Annotated in this window: 11 protein-coding genes; 7 read left to right on the forward strand and 4 right to left on the reverse strand. The window is 63.5% G+C overall.

Annotation, left to right across the window (positions count from 1 at the left end; all coding sequences use genetic code 11):
- Positions 1 to 169: 169 nt before the first annotated feature.
- Together KU43P_RS05305 and xseA are read right to left on the reverse strand one after the other, a co-directional pair.
- Positions 170 to 997 carry a peptidoglycan DD-metalloendopeptidase family protein gene (locus tag KU43P_RS05305; RefSeq protein ID WP_317661371.1) on the reverse strand — a complete coding sequence of 276 codons (828 nt, stop codon included), beginning with the start codon at positions 995 to 997 and terminating at the stop codon, positions 170 to 172.
- 3 nt (positions 998 to 1,000) lie between these two features.
- Entirely contained in the window at positions 1,001 to 2,380 is a 1,380-nt protein-coding gene (gene xseA, locus KU43P_RS05310) for an exodeoxyribonuclease VII large subunit (RefSeq protein ID WP_317661372.1), read from the reverse strand.
- Between the two features lie 160 nt (positions 2,381 to 2,540).
- Between xseA and KU43P_RS05315 the strand changes: the two genes are divergently transcribed.
- From KU43P_RS05315 to guaA, 5 genes are all read left to right on the forward strand, one after another.
- Entirely contained in the window at positions 2,541 to 3,305 is a 765-nt protein-coding gene (locus KU43P_RS05315) for an N-acetylmuramoyl-L-alanine amidase (protein ID WP_317661373.1), read from the forward strand.
- Positions 3,306 to 3,477: 172 nt separating this feature from the next.
- Positions 3,478 to 4,233 (forward strand): sulfite exporter TauE/SafE family protein, encoded by a 756-nt coding sequence (locus KU43P_RS05320; RefSeq protein ID WP_317661374.1) that lies wholly within the window; start codon positions 3,478 to 3,480, stop codon positions 4,231 to 4,233.
- 46 nt (positions 4,234 to 4,279) lie between these two features.
- Positions 4,280 to 4,837 (forward strand): sugar ABC transporter ATPase, encoded by a 558-nt coding sequence (locus KU43P_RS05325; RefSeq protein ID WP_317661375.1) that lies wholly within the window; start codon positions 4,280 to 4,282, stop codon positions 4,835 to 4,837.
- Between the two features lie 86 nt (positions 4,838 to 4,923).
- On the forward strand, positions 4,924 to 6,393 hold the full coding sequence (gene guaB / locus KU43P_RS05330) for an IMP dehydrogenase (RefSeq protein ID WP_186556408.1): 1,470 nt from the start codon (positions 4,924 to 4,926) through the stop codon (positions 6,391 to 6,393).
- A 77-nt stretch (positions 6,394 to 6,470) separates the two neighbouring features.
- A complete protein-coding gene (guaA, locus tag KU43P_RS05335; RefSeq protein ID WP_110637348.1) occupies positions 6,471 to 8,048 on the forward strand; it encodes a glutamine-hydrolyzing GMP synthase in 1,578 nt (525 codons plus the stop codon).
- A gap of 52 nt (positions 8,049 to 8,100) precedes the next feature.
- Here guaA and KU43P_RS05340 read toward each other — a convergent pair whose 3' ends face one another.
- Positions 8,101 to 11,019 carry a membrane-targeted effector domain-containing toxin gene (locus KU43P_RS05340; protein ID WP_317661376.1) on the reverse strand — a complete coding sequence of 973 codons (2,919 nt, stop codon included), beginning with the start codon at positions 11,017 to 11,019 and terminating at the stop codon, positions 8,101 to 8,103.
- A gap of 189 nt (positions 11,020 to 11,208) precedes the next feature.
- On the opposite strand from KU43P_RS05340, the gene KU43P_RS05345 reads away from it, so the two are divergent.
- Together KU43P_RS05345 and tadA are read left to right on the forward strand one after the other, a co-directional pair.
- Positions 11,209 to 12,591 (forward strand): multicopper oxidase family protein, encoded by a 1,383-nt coding sequence (locus KU43P_RS05345; protein ID WP_317661377.1) that lies wholly within the window; start codon positions 11,209 to 11,211, stop codon positions 12,589 to 12,591.
- A complete protein-coding gene (tadA, locus tag KU43P_RS05350; protein WP_317661378.1) occupies positions 12,591 to 13,070 on the forward strand; it encodes a tRNA adenosine(34) deaminase TadA in 480 nt (159 codons plus the stop codon). Before KU43P_RS05345 ends, tadA begins: the two co-directional genes overlap by 1 nt.
- Before the next feature lie 96 nt (positions 13,071 to 13,166).
- Here tadA and mltF read toward each other — a convergent pair whose 3' ends face one another.
- The gene (gene mltF / locus KU43P_RS05355; protein ID WP_317661379.1) at positions 13,167 to 14,624 is read right to left on the reverse strand and encodes a membrane-bound lytic murein transglycosylase MltF; all 1,458 of its coding nucleotides are present in this window, start codon (positions 14,622 to 14,624) and stop codon (positions 13,167 to 13,169) included.
- Positions 14,625 to 14,695 lie beyond the last annotated feature (71 nt).

Genomic DNA, 14,695 nt, shown 5'->3' on the forward strand with positions numbered 1-14,695 from the left:
AGCTTGAATTCTTTTCAAGCTTTTAGCGTGTTGCGCTGTATTTTTTGATCGCGCAAGACGGGGGAAGTGATGCCGAGGGTGCTGGCCCCATCGCCGGCAAGCCGCCTCCCACCAGGACAGCGGCGATCCTTGTGGGAGCCGGCTTGCCGGCGATGCGGGCGCTACGGTCTCAGGGCTGGAACGCGCCAATGAAGATTGCCGGATCCACCCGTGCATCGTTCAGGCTGACATTCCAGTGCATATGTGGCCCGGTGGCCCGCCCGGTCGAGCCGACCCGGCCAACCACCTCGCCCCGGCGCAACTGCTGGCCGACCGCCACATCGATCTTCGACATATGGCAGAACATGCTGATGAACCCCTGTCCATGGTCGACAAATACCGTGCGTCCGTTGAAGAAATAGTCGCCCACCAGAATCACCTTGCCATTGGCAGGTGTCTTGATCGGCGTACCCGCCGGCACCGCAAAATCCAAACCCGCATGCGGGTTGCGCTCCTCCCCATTGAAGAAGCGGCGCACGCCGAACTTGCTCGACAGCGGCCCGCTCACCGGCTTGTCGAGCACCAGGTTGCTCGGCAGGGAGGGGCTGAAGCTGCGGTAGGCCTTGATCTGTTCGGCCAGTTCACGGTCGATACGCTTGAGGTCGTCGGGGTTCGGGTTGACCTGGCGGGTGTTCTTCAAGGTGATGTGTTGCTCGGGGTACTTCTTGCTGCCTACGGTGAAAGGCAGGCTGCGACCGCCCTGGGTGAGTACCGCGGTGCCGGGCTTCTGAGTCAGCGGTATGCCGACGATGGCCAGCCAGTTGTCCTGCTCCTTGACCACCAGCACCGGCTTGCCGTCGAAGCGTGCGCCCGGTGCCGTGGCCGCCGGGCCGAGGTCGACCACCGCCACGCCTCCGGGGACGGGCTTGTTCAAGGTGCGGGTGATGTAGCTGGCCTGGGCGCCACTGGCCAGCAACAGGAGGGAGAGAGCGAGCAGGGGCGCGAACAGGCGGGGCATGTGTCAGTCCAGTAGGGAAAGGGTGACCGGGGTCAGGTGATTGTCCTCGACCCGCACCTGCAGCTCACCTTCGTTCAGGCGGGCAGTCAGGCGCTGGCCGTTGTGGGTCTGCTCGGCGCTGCGGATGGCTTGCCCCCGCTCGTCGAGGAGGATGCTGTAGCCACGCGCCAGGGTGGCCAGCGGGCTGACCACCTGCAGCGTCTGCAACTGCGCCTGGAAACGCTGGCGGCGGTCCTTGAGCACGTCGCGCATGGCCCGTGGCAGGCGTTCGGCGAGGCTGTCCAGGCGCTGCCCGAGCAGCTTCAGGGTGCGGCCCGGATGCTGTGCGGCCAGGCGTGTGTCCAGGCGTGCCAGGCGCTCGCGGCGCTGGTTGAGGTTGAGCATGAACGCGCGGCGCAGGCGCATGTCCAGGTCATCCAGGCGCTGGGCCTGTTGGCGCAGGCGCTCGCCGGGGTGGCGCAGGCGCCGGGTCAGCGAGTCCAGGCGCAGGCGGTCGTGGGTCAGGCGGTTCTGCATGCGCAGCAGCAGGCGCCGTTGCAGGCCGTCCAGGCGTTGCTGCAAGCCACTGTTGTCGGGGGCCAGCAACTCGGCGGCGGCAGACGGCGTGGGGGCGCGTACGTCGGCGACGAAGTCGCTGATCGATACATCGGTTTCATGGCCCACGGCGCTGACGATCGGCGTCACGCAGGCGGCCACCGCACGCGCCACGGCTTCTTCGTTGAAGCACCAGAGGTCTTCCAGCGAACCGCCGCCACGGGCCAGGATCAGGGCATCGAAGCCAAGCCGGTCGGCCTGCTGCAAGGCACGGACGATCTGGTTGATCGCCTCGCGGCCCTGAACGGCGGTGGGAATCAGGTTCAGCTCGACCTGGGGCGCGCGGCGGCCGAACACGCTGATGATGTCGCGGATCACTGCGCCGGTGGGCGAGGTGATGATGCCGATGCGCTGTGGGTGGGCCGGCAGCGGCTTCTTGCGTTCGGCACTGAACAGCCCCTCGGCGCCGAGTTTTTCTTTCAGCGCCTCGAAGGCCAGGCGCAGCGCGCCGTCACCGGCCGGCTCGACCGTATCGAGAATCAGCTGGTAGTCGCCCCGCCCTTCGAACAGCGAAACCTTGCCGCGTACCCGCACCGCCAGGCCGTCGCGCAGGGCCTGGCGCACCCGCGTTGCGTTCTGCCGGAACAGCGCGCAGCGCACCTGGGCGCCACTGTCCTTGAGGGTGAAGTACAGGTGGCCGGAGGCCGGGCGGGCGAGGTTGGAGATTTCGCCTTCCACCCAGACGCTGCGGAACACGTCTTCCAGCAGCACGCGAGCGCGGCCGTTGAGCTGGCTGACGGTGAGGACCTCGCGGTCCAGGCCAAGTCGTTCGAAGGGGTCTTTGATCATGGTGGGCATCATAAAGGACATGGCGGGCCGATGCACCGTGTAGCACGTTGCACCTTCTGCGGTGGGGGGATGGGGACTACTGCCCTGGTCGACGATGCGGACTTACCTGGCCGCGGGGCGTGAATCTATCTTTTGCGCTCCTTCCAAATGAGCAACTGCCGTGTACGACATCGACGCCACGACGTATCGCTCCCAGGCTTACAGCAGACGGGTGCGTTTTCTCGTATTCCATTACACCGCACTGAATTTCAACGGTTCGGTCAACGCCCTGGCCAAAGGTAGCGAAGTCAGTGCCCATTACCTGTTGCCGACGCCAACGGACCCGAGCTACCGGCGTGCGGGGTTCGACAAGGTTCGCATCTTCAATCTTGTCGATGAGCACGAACGGGCGTGGCATGCCGGCGTCAGCGCATGGGGCGGGCGCAATAACCTGAACGATACGGCGATTGGCATCGAACTGGTCAACGAGGCTTCGATGAGTGACGGTCAGTTCAACTTCGTGCCCTACCATCCGGAGCAATTGGCAGCGTTGGTGCAACTGAGCCAGGACATCCTTCGGCGCTATCCGGATATCACCCCGACGCATGTGCTGGGCCACAGCGACATCTCCATCGGGCGCAAGAGCGACCCCGGCGCCGCGTTTCCCTGGCACAGCCTGCATCAGGCGGGTATCGGGGCCTGGTATGAAGAGGCAACCAAGGCACGCTACCTGGAACAGTTGGCAGGCAACATGCCGGAACCCGCCGTGCTTGTCGAAAAGCTGCGCGCCTATGGCTACCACGTTCCTGATCAGCCGGATGCGAGGTATGTGCGGTCGTTGCTCAGGGCGTTTCAACTGCATTTTCGTCCCGCCGACCACCGGGGTATGGCGGATGCCGAGACGGTCGCGATTCTGTACGCCTTGGTGGAGCGCTATAACGCCTGAGGCGTGCGCATCACGTTGACGAACTGCCTCAGCAGGCCCACGGCGCCTTGTTGGCAGGCCAGGGCCACGGTGCTGTTGCACGTCTCCTGCACAGGGATGAAACGTACCGAGGTGGGTGCCAGATCGCGCGTGGGTGGTTAACCTTCCGCGTGTCTCCCAAGGAAGTGACGCCATGTTCGCTCAACTGTCTATTTCCGGCCTCGACTGGCTGCCCATCCTGCTCGGTGTCGGTGTGGCCTACATCGTTTTCGGCATCGCCGGCTTCGGCACTGCGCTGGTGGCCGGCCCGATACTGATCCATTTCATGCCGCTGTCACGCATCATCCCGCTGCTGGTGCTGCTGGATTTCGTCGCCGCCTTCGGCAACCTGCTGCCGTCGCGCCGGGATGTGGTGCGCAGCGAACTGCTGCGCCTGCTGCCGTGCATGGCCATCGGCTGCACCGTGGGCGTGGTGTTCCTGCTGCACCTCAACTCCGATCTGTTGCTGTTGCTGATGGGGCTTTTCGTGACGGCCTATGCGCTTTACATGCTGGCGGTGAAAGTACGACCGGCCAGGCTGTCCGGTTTCTGGGGAGTGCCGATGGGCACGCTGGGCGGGCTGTTCGGTGCGCTGTTCGGCAGTGGCGGTTTCCTCTATGCCCTCTACCTGAGCGCGCGGCTGGAGCTAAAAGAGCAGGTGCGCGCCACGCAAAGCGCGCTGATCAGTTGCAGCACCGTGGTCCGCCTGTCGCTGTTCCTGATCGCCGGCGTGTATGCCGATACCAGCCTGCTGTTGCTCGCCGCCTGCCTGCTGCCGGTCATGCTCATCGGCCTCTGGGCGGGCCGTCGGTTGACGCTGAAACTGTCCCGCGAAGCCTTCGTGCGACTGGTCACCTGGCTGGTGCTGGCCAGCGGCCTGGCGCTGATCGGTCGCTACCTGGGAGCGTGAGCGGTAGAATTGCGCCATCACCGCAATCCCCAGGCCTGTTTCGCCAATGAACACCCAGAGCATCATCGTTCCCAAACTCTCTACCGTGCCGGTGCACGAGGCCCGCGCCAGGGCCATCCTGCGCTGGCTGGTGCGCGAGAAGATCGTCGAAGAGCAACTGACCACCTGCGGTCGCACCGGCAACCGCATGGGCCATGCCTTAGCCGCAGGCGCACGCAAAGTGGCCCTGCACCCTGAAAAGTTGCCACTCGGCGAACAGCTCAACGGCCTCGAAGTGGTACTCAAGCGCTGCATCTATACACCCAGCGACGGCTTCCTGGAAGAAGCCGGCTGCCCGGAGTGCCGACGCGAGGTGGGTGAGCCGTTGTTCGAGAGCCTGGAAGAGTGGATGCCGGGAGTGAGCGACAACTTCACCTGCCCGCTGTGCGGCTTCGAGGACGACATCAATGGCTTCATTTACCTGCAGCCATGTGCCTTTTCCAACCTCGGGTTCATCTTCAACAACTGGGGCGAGGCCGGGTTCACTCAGGCCTTTCTCGACAGCTTCGCCGACTGGCTCGACCAGCCGGTGGCGGTGGTGCAGGTAAAACTGCCAGAACGCTGACCGAAGGCCCTTATTTTGCATTGAGCGGCGCGCCGTGGATGAGTATAATGGCGCGCTTCCATTTTTCCCGCCCGGGAGCCCCCGCGATGCTGCGTATCAGCCAAGAAGCCCTGACCTTCGACGATATCCTCCTTGTACCTGGCTATTCCGAGGTACTGCCCAATGAAGTCAGTCTCAAGACCCGTTTGACCCGTGGCATCGAGCTGAACATTCCGCTGGTCTCCGCCGCCATGGACACCGTGACCGAAGCGCGCCTGGCCATTGCCATGGCCCAGGAAGGCGGTATCGGCATCATCCACAAGAACATGACCATCGAACAGCAGGCCGGCGAAGTGCGCAAGGTCAAGAAGTTCGAGGCTGGCGTGGTCAAAGACCCGATCACCATCGACGCCGACGCCACCGTGCGTGACCTGTTCGACCTGACCCGCCTGAACAACATCTCGGGTGTTCCGGTGCTGGAGAACGGCGACCTGGTCGGTATCGTCACCTCCCGTGACGTGCGCTTCGAAACCCGCCTGGATGCCAAGGTGCGCGACGTGATGACGCCCAAAGAGCGTCTGGTCACCGTCCGCGAAGGCGCCGACAAGAACGAAGTGCGCGAGCTGCTGCACAAGCACCGCCTGGAAAAGGTCCTGATCGTCGACGACAAGTTCAGCCTCAAGGGCATGATGACCGTCAAGGACATCGAAAAGGCCAAGGCCTACCCGCTGGCCAGCAAGGACGACCAGGGTCGTCTGCGCGTTGGTGCTGCAGTCGGCACCGGCAAGGACACCGGCGAGCGCGTTGCCGCCCTGGTGGCTGCCGGCGTTGACGTGGTTGTCGTCGACACCGCCCACGGCCACTCCAAAGGCGTGATCGACCGCGTTCGTTGGGTCAAGGAAACCTACCCGCAAGTGCAGGTGATCGGCGGCAACATCGCCACCGGCGCTGCGGCCAAGGCCCTGGCTGAAGCCGGCGCCGACGCCGTCAAGGTTGGTATCGGCCCAGGCTCGATCTGCACCACCCGCATCGTCGCCGGTGTCGGTGTACCGCAGATCAGCGCCATCGCCAACGTCGCTGCCGCACTGGAAGGCACTGGCGTGCCGCTGATCGCCGATGGCGGCATCCGCTTCTCGGGTGACCTGTCCAAGGCCATCGTCGCCGGTGCTTCCTGCGTGATGATGGGTTCGATGTTCGCCGGTACCGAAGAAGCACCGGGTGAAGTCGAGCTGTTCCAGGGCCGCTCCTACAAGGCGTACCGCGGCATGGGCTCGCTGGGTGCCATGGCACAGGCACAAGGCTCCTCCGACCGCTACTTCCAGGACTCCTCGGCCGGCGCCGAGAAGCTGGTACCGGAAGGCATCGAAGGCCGCGTACCTTACAAAGGTGCCCTGGCCGCGATCATCCACCAGCTGATGGGCGGCCTGCGTTCGTCCATGGGCTACACCGGCAGCGCGACCATCGAAGAGATGCGTACCAAGCCGGAATTCGTGCGCATCACCGGTGCCGGCATGGCCGAGTCCCACGTGCATGACGTGCAGATCACCAAAGAAGCCCCTAACTACCGCGTAGGCTGAGGCTTCCAGCTACTACAGAAGCGGGGCTGTCACGACAGCCCCGCGTCGTTTCCGATTTCCACTGACGAGATTGAGTCATGGCCCTCGACATTCACGCTCACCGCATCCTCATCCTCGATTTCGGTTCCCAGTACACCCAGCTGATCGCCCGCCGCGTGCGCGAGATCGGCGTGTACTGCGAACTGCACCCGTTCGACATGGACGATGAAGCGATCCGCGAATTCAACCCGCGCGGCATCATCCTCGCCGGCGGCCCCGAGTCTGTCCACGAAGCCAACAGCCCGCGTGCCCCGCAGGCCGTGTTCGACCTGAACGTACCGGTGCTGGGCATTTGCTACGGCATGCAGACCATGGCCGAGCAGATGGGCGGCAAGGTCGAAGGTTCCGACCTGCGTGAGTTCGGTTACGCCCGCGTCGACGTGGTCGGCAAGAGCCGCCTGCTCGACGGCATCGAAGACCACGTCGACGACGACGGCGTACTGGGCCTGGACGTGTGGATGAGCCACGGCGACAAGGTCACCCAGATGCCGGGCAACTTCCACGTGCTGGCCAGCACCCCGAGCTGCCCGATTGCCGGCATGTTCGACGATAGCCGTGGCTACTACGGCGTGCAGTTCCACCCGGAAGTGACCCACACCAAGCAGGGCGGTCGCATCCTGTCCCGCTTCGTGCAGGACATCTGCGGCTGTGAAGCCCTGTGGACCCCGTCCAACATCGTCGAAGACGCCATCGCCCAGGTGCGTGAGCAAGTCGGTTCGGCCAATGTCCTGCTGGGCCTGTCCGGCGGCGTCGACAGCTCCGTGGTTGCCGCGCTGCTGCACCGCGCCATCGGCGACCAGCTGACTTGCGTGTTCGTCGACAACGGCCTGCTGCGCCTGCACGAAGGCGACCAGGTGATGGCCATGTTCAAGGAGAACATGGGCGTCAAGGTGATCCGTGCCGATGCCGAGAAGCAGTTCCTCGACAACCTGGAAGGCGAAGCCGACCCGGAGAAGAAGCGCAAGATCATCGGCCGCACCTTCATCGACGTGTTCGATGCCGAAGCCAGCAAGCTGGACAACATCCAGTTCCTCGCCCAGGGCACCATCTACCCGGACGTGATCGAGTCGGCGGGCGCCAAGAGCGGCAAGGCCCACGTGATCAAGTCGCACCACAACGTCGGTGGCCTGCCGGAGGAAATGAACCTCAAGCTGGTCGAGCCACTGCGTGAACTGTTCAAGGACGAAGTACGCAAGATCGGCCTGGAGCTGGGCCTGCCGTACGACATGGTCTACCGTCACCCGTTCCCAGGCCCGGGCTTGGGCGTGCGCATCCTGGGTGAAGTGAAGAAGGAATACGCCGACATCCTGCGTCGTGCCGACCACATCTTCATCGAAGAGCTGCGCAAGGCTGACTGGTACCACAAGACCAGCCAGGCCTTCGTGGTGTTCCAGCCGGTCAAATCGGTCGGTGTCGTTGGCGACGGTCGTCGCTACGCCTGGGTCGTGGCACTGCGTGCCGTCGAGACCGTGGACTTCATGACCGCGCGCTGGGCGCACCTGCCGTACGAGCTGCTGGAAACCGTCAGCGGCCGCATCATCAACGAAATCGACGGTATTTCCCGCGTCACCTACGACGTGTCGAGCAAGCCGCCAGCCACCATCGAGTGGGAATGAGTTGAGCCACAAGGGCGCCGCAAGGCGCCCTTGTCGTATCTGCCTGACGGCGCTACTCGCGGTAGCGCAAGCCCCAGCGTTCCAGCAGGCTGCGCATTTCCTGCAGACCGGCCAGGTGCCTGCCGCTGATCCACGGCCAATCGGGCGTGTCGACCTGGAAGTAGCGGCCATGCTGCTGTACGGGTGTGTATTTGAATAGGCCGTCGCGGCTGCGATGGATCAGTTGCAACTGGCCGTCAAGCGTGCTGAAGGTGAAATCACCGGGGTTGCCCAGCTTGCCTTGCAGCTCAAGCTGGGCGGGCCGGGCGGGCCTGATCGCGACCTGCAGGCGCAGATCGCCCTTGACTGTGCGGACCGACAGATCGTGACGAGGGACCGCCATGCCAGGGTCGGGGCCGATACCGCCCACCTTGCTAGCTGCAATGTCCTCGATGCGCAGGCCAATCACGCCCTCCAGTTCGCTGATGCCTGGCACGCCTTCGAAGGTGTTGGCGTGAGAGTTGCCAACCAGTGCCACCCATTTGCCCGGCCCGCGTACCGACTGGTCTGCCTCGATGATCAGGTGGGCGAAGTAGTTCATCATCTTCTGCCTGGCCAGTGCTGGCGGCAGATCCTCCCAAGCCTGGCGATAACTGGCCACGCAGTCGATAGGCTGAATGCGGATACCTTGCTTCTGGGCGCTGATCATCACCTGCTCGAAGGTATAGCGCCCCGCGCGGTCGGTGAAGTGGCCGGTATCTTGACCCTGCACATACTTGCGCAGCTCGGGCGACATCTGCCCGGTACGGTTGAACTGGTCCAGTTCGGCCTGGTGGAACTCGGTCATGAAGTGCTCCATGTAAAGCACCTTGACCTGCGCTTTCTTCAGTTGCGCCATGTTGTCGATGAGAAAGCGTTTGCTACCCAGTTCCGAGTGGCCTTCACCGATGACCAGCCCGTTGCAGCGCTCGAATACACTGCGAATGATCTGTTTCGGGCTGGCTTGGCGAGGCAGTTCTGGCGCTTCCGGCCTGTAGGGGAGCTGGGTCGATTGCAGGAATGTATCGGCATCCGCCAGCAGCCTGTCACGCAGCCCTCTGAACATGCTGGCAAGCCTGTCGCTCTCGGCGGTATCGGCAGATGAGGTAACACCGCTCAGCACATTTAGGTCGCCTTTGAGGGCAGGGCGCTTCATCGCGGGGCGCTGCTCGACGGGTACCTCATAGGGCGTCACCGATAGTTCTGGCAACGTGGGTGCGCTGGGTGGGCGACCCCATAGTCGCAGCATACTGAGGCGAAAGCCGCCGCCTCGCAGGTTGGGCCGCTCGAACGGCCGCCACTGGCCGACCATCCGGCGGATGGGCACATTGCGCTGAAACGAGAATGGGTTGACGGGGTCGACGACCACCCAGGTATGCAGCTCGGCAACCTGCCGGACCTGATAGGGCTGAGCGTGAATCATGACGTAATGGTTACCGTCTTGCTCGTAGATACCTTCCATGGCTCCGCTACCTGGCTCTCCCGTCAAGGTAACATTGGCGCGCAATGGGCGCAGTGCCTCATCGCCTTCGCCGATTGGCTGGCTCGGTGGCACCCAGTCTTGCCATTGCGCTTGGGTGGCCAGCGTCGAGGCGTCGTCAGGCACGGGCTCGGGTAACTGGCCTGACGGAATCTCGATCTCGTTCAGTTCGCCTGCCGGCGAGCTGAAAAGGAAGGGCGCGTTGAATAGTGTGTTGATCGCCGCCAGGATGGCGCCGACGGTTCCGGCTTGGCGCTCTGCGGTGGTGTGGCCATGGATTGCCTGGTCGATATTCAGGCCGACCTCGGCCACGCCAGCGCCCACCACCGCCAGCGCCACTGGCCAGCCGACGGCGGACATGGGCCCGAATACCTGGCCGAAGGCTTGCAGGTAGCCGATCCACATCTGCTTGCGCAGGTCTGCATTGGAGCGCAGGGCGAAGTGGGCGTCATCGTTCATGCGCTGGCGGGCGTTGTCGCGCAGGTGGCTGAAGGCATCGCCGTGGATAAGCCCATCGAGCGTATTCAAGCCAGGGTGGTCGTCGCCCCCCCAGTTGAAGAACAACAGGTCGATGAGGTGGTTGAGGCCCACAGTGGTATTGCCTTGGGCGTAGCTCGACAGGGCGAAATGGCCCATGAAGCGGGTGCGGTTATCGACTGCGTTGGTCGTGTTCAACACCCACCAGTACAAGTCCTTCTGGTTGGCGAACAGTTGCAGCGGTTCGTCCTCGCCGGGGATGTACAACAGCTGGTAGCCGTCGTCCATTTCCACGCGCAGGATGTCACTCGCCGGGTAGCCGCCGATATCGAAGGTGCGCAGGCGGTAGCCGCTGGCAGGGGGCACTTCTTGCTGCAGTTGTTCGAGTGTGGGCGGCCAGTCGCAGGTGCCGACCAATGCCTGGGCAACCAGGCGGGCGCGCTTGGCCAGCTCGCTAGTGGCGTCTGCGTGCTGGGCTTCATTCACCTTGCTCAGGAAGCTGACCTTGGCCAGGGTCCGAAAGTCATCGGCGTGTGTGTTCCAGAACTGCGTCAGGCGTTGCTGAAACCGGGTGCAGAAGTCGATTTTCCAGAAATCGGCCAGGACGTCACGTGGAGCGATGGGGATTTCATTGCGTTCATCGAATTGGTTGTGGTCTGCGCCGTCGCGATAAAAACCCGCGAGGTAGCTCAGCAAATCGGCATTGTCCTGGTCCTGGGCGTCGAAACGGTGCATTACCAGTTGTGGCAGGGTGAACGATTGCAGAGGTGTTTCGTAGTGCTCCCAGCCGCTGAAGGTGTGGGGGCAGGTGCTGGCCATGGCGAAGCGGTTGAGGAACACCTGGTCCGGGTCCAGGCTTGCGAAGCCGCGTGCACGAAGCATGTCGCACGCTACTTCCCGGGCCATCTGACGCATGTCGGGGCAGCTGGCGACCATGACGGGTGCCAGTTGCTGGAGCTGATCAAGGGCTTTCTGTTGCTGCGGGTTGAGCGTCATGAGGCCACCTCGTCTACAAAAGCGCTCAGGCTGCAGGGAGCGTCGAAGTGGCGAGCGGTACATATGGCTGGCGCTGACGCCCGTGACAATCCTTCACTTAATATTTCTCAATCGCAGGTGTATCGTATGGGCCCTTCATCGCCAGCCCTACTGGCAGACTGATTGCGCACTAACGAGGTACCCGCACCGATGTCCTTCACCCGTCGACAAATGCTCAAGGGCCTGACTGGCCTTGTTGTGGTAGGCCTGGGCGCTGGAGGCGCAGCGCGCTACTGGCTGGGCAAGGTGGAGGACGAGAACGCCGGGCACGACTATGAGCTGATCGCAGCCCCGCTGGACGTCGAGTTGGTGCCTGGCTTCAAAACCGAAGCCTGGGCCTTCGGCCCGTCGGCGCCGGGCACCGAGCTGCGGGTACGCCAGGGCACTTGGCTGCGGGTGCGATTCATCAACCATCTGCCAGTCGAGACCACCATCCACTGGCACGGTATACGCCTGCCGCTGGAAATGGATGGCGTGCCATATGTCTCGCAACTGCCGGTCAAGCCGGGCGAGTACTTCGACTACAAGTTCCGCGTGCCTGACGCCGGCAGCTATTGGTATCACCCCCACGTCAGCAGCTCGGAAGAGCTCGGCCGCGGCCTGGTCGGGCCGCTGATCGTCGAGGAGCGCGAGCCCACGGGGTTTCTTCACGAGCGCACGCTGAGCCTGAAGAACTGGCACGTGGACGAGCAGGGCGCCTGGCTGCCGTTCAGCATCCCCCGCGAGGCGGCACGCAATGGCACCGCCGGGCGGCTGATCACCATCAACGGCCAGGCCGGCTCGGTGACCGAGCTACCGGCCGGCCAGGTGGTGCGCCTGCGGCTGCTGAACCTGGACAACACTTGGACCTACCGCCTCAATCTCAAGGGCAACTGCGAAGCCAGGATCTACGCCCTCGACGGCAACCCGGTGACCCCGCGGCCCATGGACGACGAGTACTGGCTTGGTCCTGGCATGCGCATTTGCCTGGCCATTCGCATCCCCGAGGCGGGCGAGGAAATTTCCCTGCGTGACGGTTTCGTGCGCCTGGGCACCTTGCGCTCGGTGGCTGGCAACGACGCGCCGAGCGATTGGCCGCCAGCACTGCCGCCCAACCCGGTAGCCGAACCAGACCTGGAGAATGCCGAAAAGCTCAACTTCAATTTCGAATGGGTTGGCAAGGTTTCGGTGAACACCGAGAATGGCAGGCCGCCGAGCCTGTGGCAGATCAACGGCCAGGCATGGGACATCACCGACAAGACCTGCGCCGACCGCCCGATCGCCACGCTGCAGAAGGGCAAGAGCTACATCTTCGAGCTGAAGAACATGACCCAGTACCAGCACCCGATCCACCTGCATGGCATGAGCTTCAAGGTGATCGCCTCGAACCGCCGCGACATCGTCGAGCCGTGGTTCACCGACACCTACCTGCTGGGCAAGAACGAACGTGCCCAGGTGGCACTGGTGGCAGATAACCCAGGCACCTGGATGTTCCACTGCCACGTCATCGACCACATGGAAACCGGCCTGATGGCCGCGATCGCGGTCGTGTGATGCGCCCGCAGATCATCGATCGCAGCCGCGATCAGGAATTCATGCGCCTGGCCCTGGACCTGGCGGCACAAGGCGCCGCACTGGGCGAGGTGCCGGTGGGCGCGGTGCTGGTGCAGCATGGCCAGGTGATCGGGCAGGGCTTCAATCGGCCAATCATCGACAGCGACCCCAGTGCCCATGCCGAGATGGTGGCGATTCGCGCGGCAGCCAGGTCGGCCAGCAATTACCGCCTGCCGGGCAGCACCCTGTACGTGACGCTGGAGCCTTGCAGCATGTGCGCGGGGTTGATCGTGCATTCGCGGGTGGCGCGGGTGGTGTACGGGGCGCTGGAGCCCAAGGCAGGGGTCGTGCAGAGCCAGGGGCAGTTTTTCAGCCAGGGGTTCCTGAACCACCGGGTGATGTTCGAGGGTGGGGTACTGGCCGAGGCGTGCGGGCAGATATTGAGCGAGTTCTTCAAAGCTCGTCGGGCCAAGGGCTGATCTGTTCTGGCCCTGTCGCCGGCAAGCCGGCTCCCCACAGGTACGCCACTGTCCACCCTGTAGGAGCCGGCTTGCCGGCGATAGGGCCCTGAAACCTTACATTGGCGGCGACTGCTCCGCCGGCTTGTCCTTGTTGACCCCCGGCACATGCAGGCCGCCTTCGGCCACCTGGCCCTCGAGCTGTGGTTGGGTCACCCAGGTGAGAATGTCGTAGTAACGCCGGATGTTGGCGACGAAATGCACCGGTTCACCCCCGCGGGCATAGCCGTACTTGGTCTGCCGGTACCATTGCTTCTGCGACAGGCGCGGCAGCATCTTCTTCACATCCAGCCACTTGTTCGGGTTGAGCTTCTCGCGCTTGGCCAGGGTGCGGGCGTCTTCCAGGTGGCCGCTGCCGACGTTATAGGCCGCCAGGGCGAACCAGGTGCGGTCCGGTTCCTGGATGCTGTCGTCGAGCTCGGCCTTGATCTTCATGAAGTACTTGGCGCCGCCCTGGATGCTCTGCTTGGGGTCCAGGCGGTTGGACACGCCCATGGCCTGGGCGGTGCGCTGGGTCAGCATCATCAGGCCGCGTACGCCGGTCTTGGAGGTGACTTCCGGTTGCCACATCGATTCCTGGTAGCCAATCGCGGCCAGCAGGCGCCAATCGACCTGTTCGACCTTGGCGTAGCTCTTGAAGTGCTTCTCGTACTTGGGCAGGCGCTGCTGCAGGTGCTGGGCGAAGGTATAGGCGCCTACATAGCCCAGTACATCGACATGGCCGTAGTAGCGGTCTTTCAGGCGCTGCAGGGTGCCGTTCTTCTGCGCTTTGTCGAGGTATTCGTTTACCTCGTTGAGCAGGCTGTTGTCTTCGCCTGCCGCTACCGCCCAGCGCTGGTCGCGGGCGTCACCCAGGTCGAAGGCGACCCGCACGTTGGGGAAGTACACCTGGTTCATCGCCAGTTCGTTGGAGTCGACCAGGGTCAGGTCGATCTGGCCCTCATCGACCATGCGCAGCAGGTCGACCACCTCGACCGCGTCGGATTCTTCGTATTGCAGGCCCGGGTACTGCTTTTTCAGCTCGGCCAACTGGTCAGCATGGGTGCTGCCCTTGAGCACCATGATCTTCTTGCCGACCAGCCCTTTGGCATCGGTGGGGCGAGGGCGGCCGTTGCGGTAGATGACCTGTGGGGTCACTTCGAGGTAGGGATGGGAGAACTTGGCCTGCGCTTTGCGCCGCTCGCTGCTGACCAGACCGGCCGCTGCCAGCACCGGGCCGGAGGGCTTGCCGAGGTCGTCGAACAATTCATCTAGATTGTCGGCCGTCTCGATCTCCAGCTTGACGCCGAGATCGTCGGCGAAATGCTTGACCAGTTCATACTCGAAGCCGGTTTCGCCGTTGCGGTCCTGGAAGTAGGTGGCCGGGCTGTTGCGGGTGATGACGCGCAGCACGCCATCCTCCTTCACGCGCTCGAGGGTGCTGGGTTTTTCAACGCAGGCACCGAGCATCAGAAAGAGTCCGGTTGCGAAGAGCCATTTGGCGCATCGCTGGCGCAAAGCAGTGTGGGCGAACATAGGTTGCAGTATACGCAAAGGACTGGCACTGCCATATCTCGACAACTGATAGCTTGTCTGCTAGCGCGTTC

The organism is Pseudomonas sp. KU43P (assembly GCF_033095865.1).
Taxonomy (GTDB): Bacteria; Pseudomonadota; Gammaproteobacteria; order Pseudomonadales; family Pseudomonadaceae; genus Aquipseudomonas.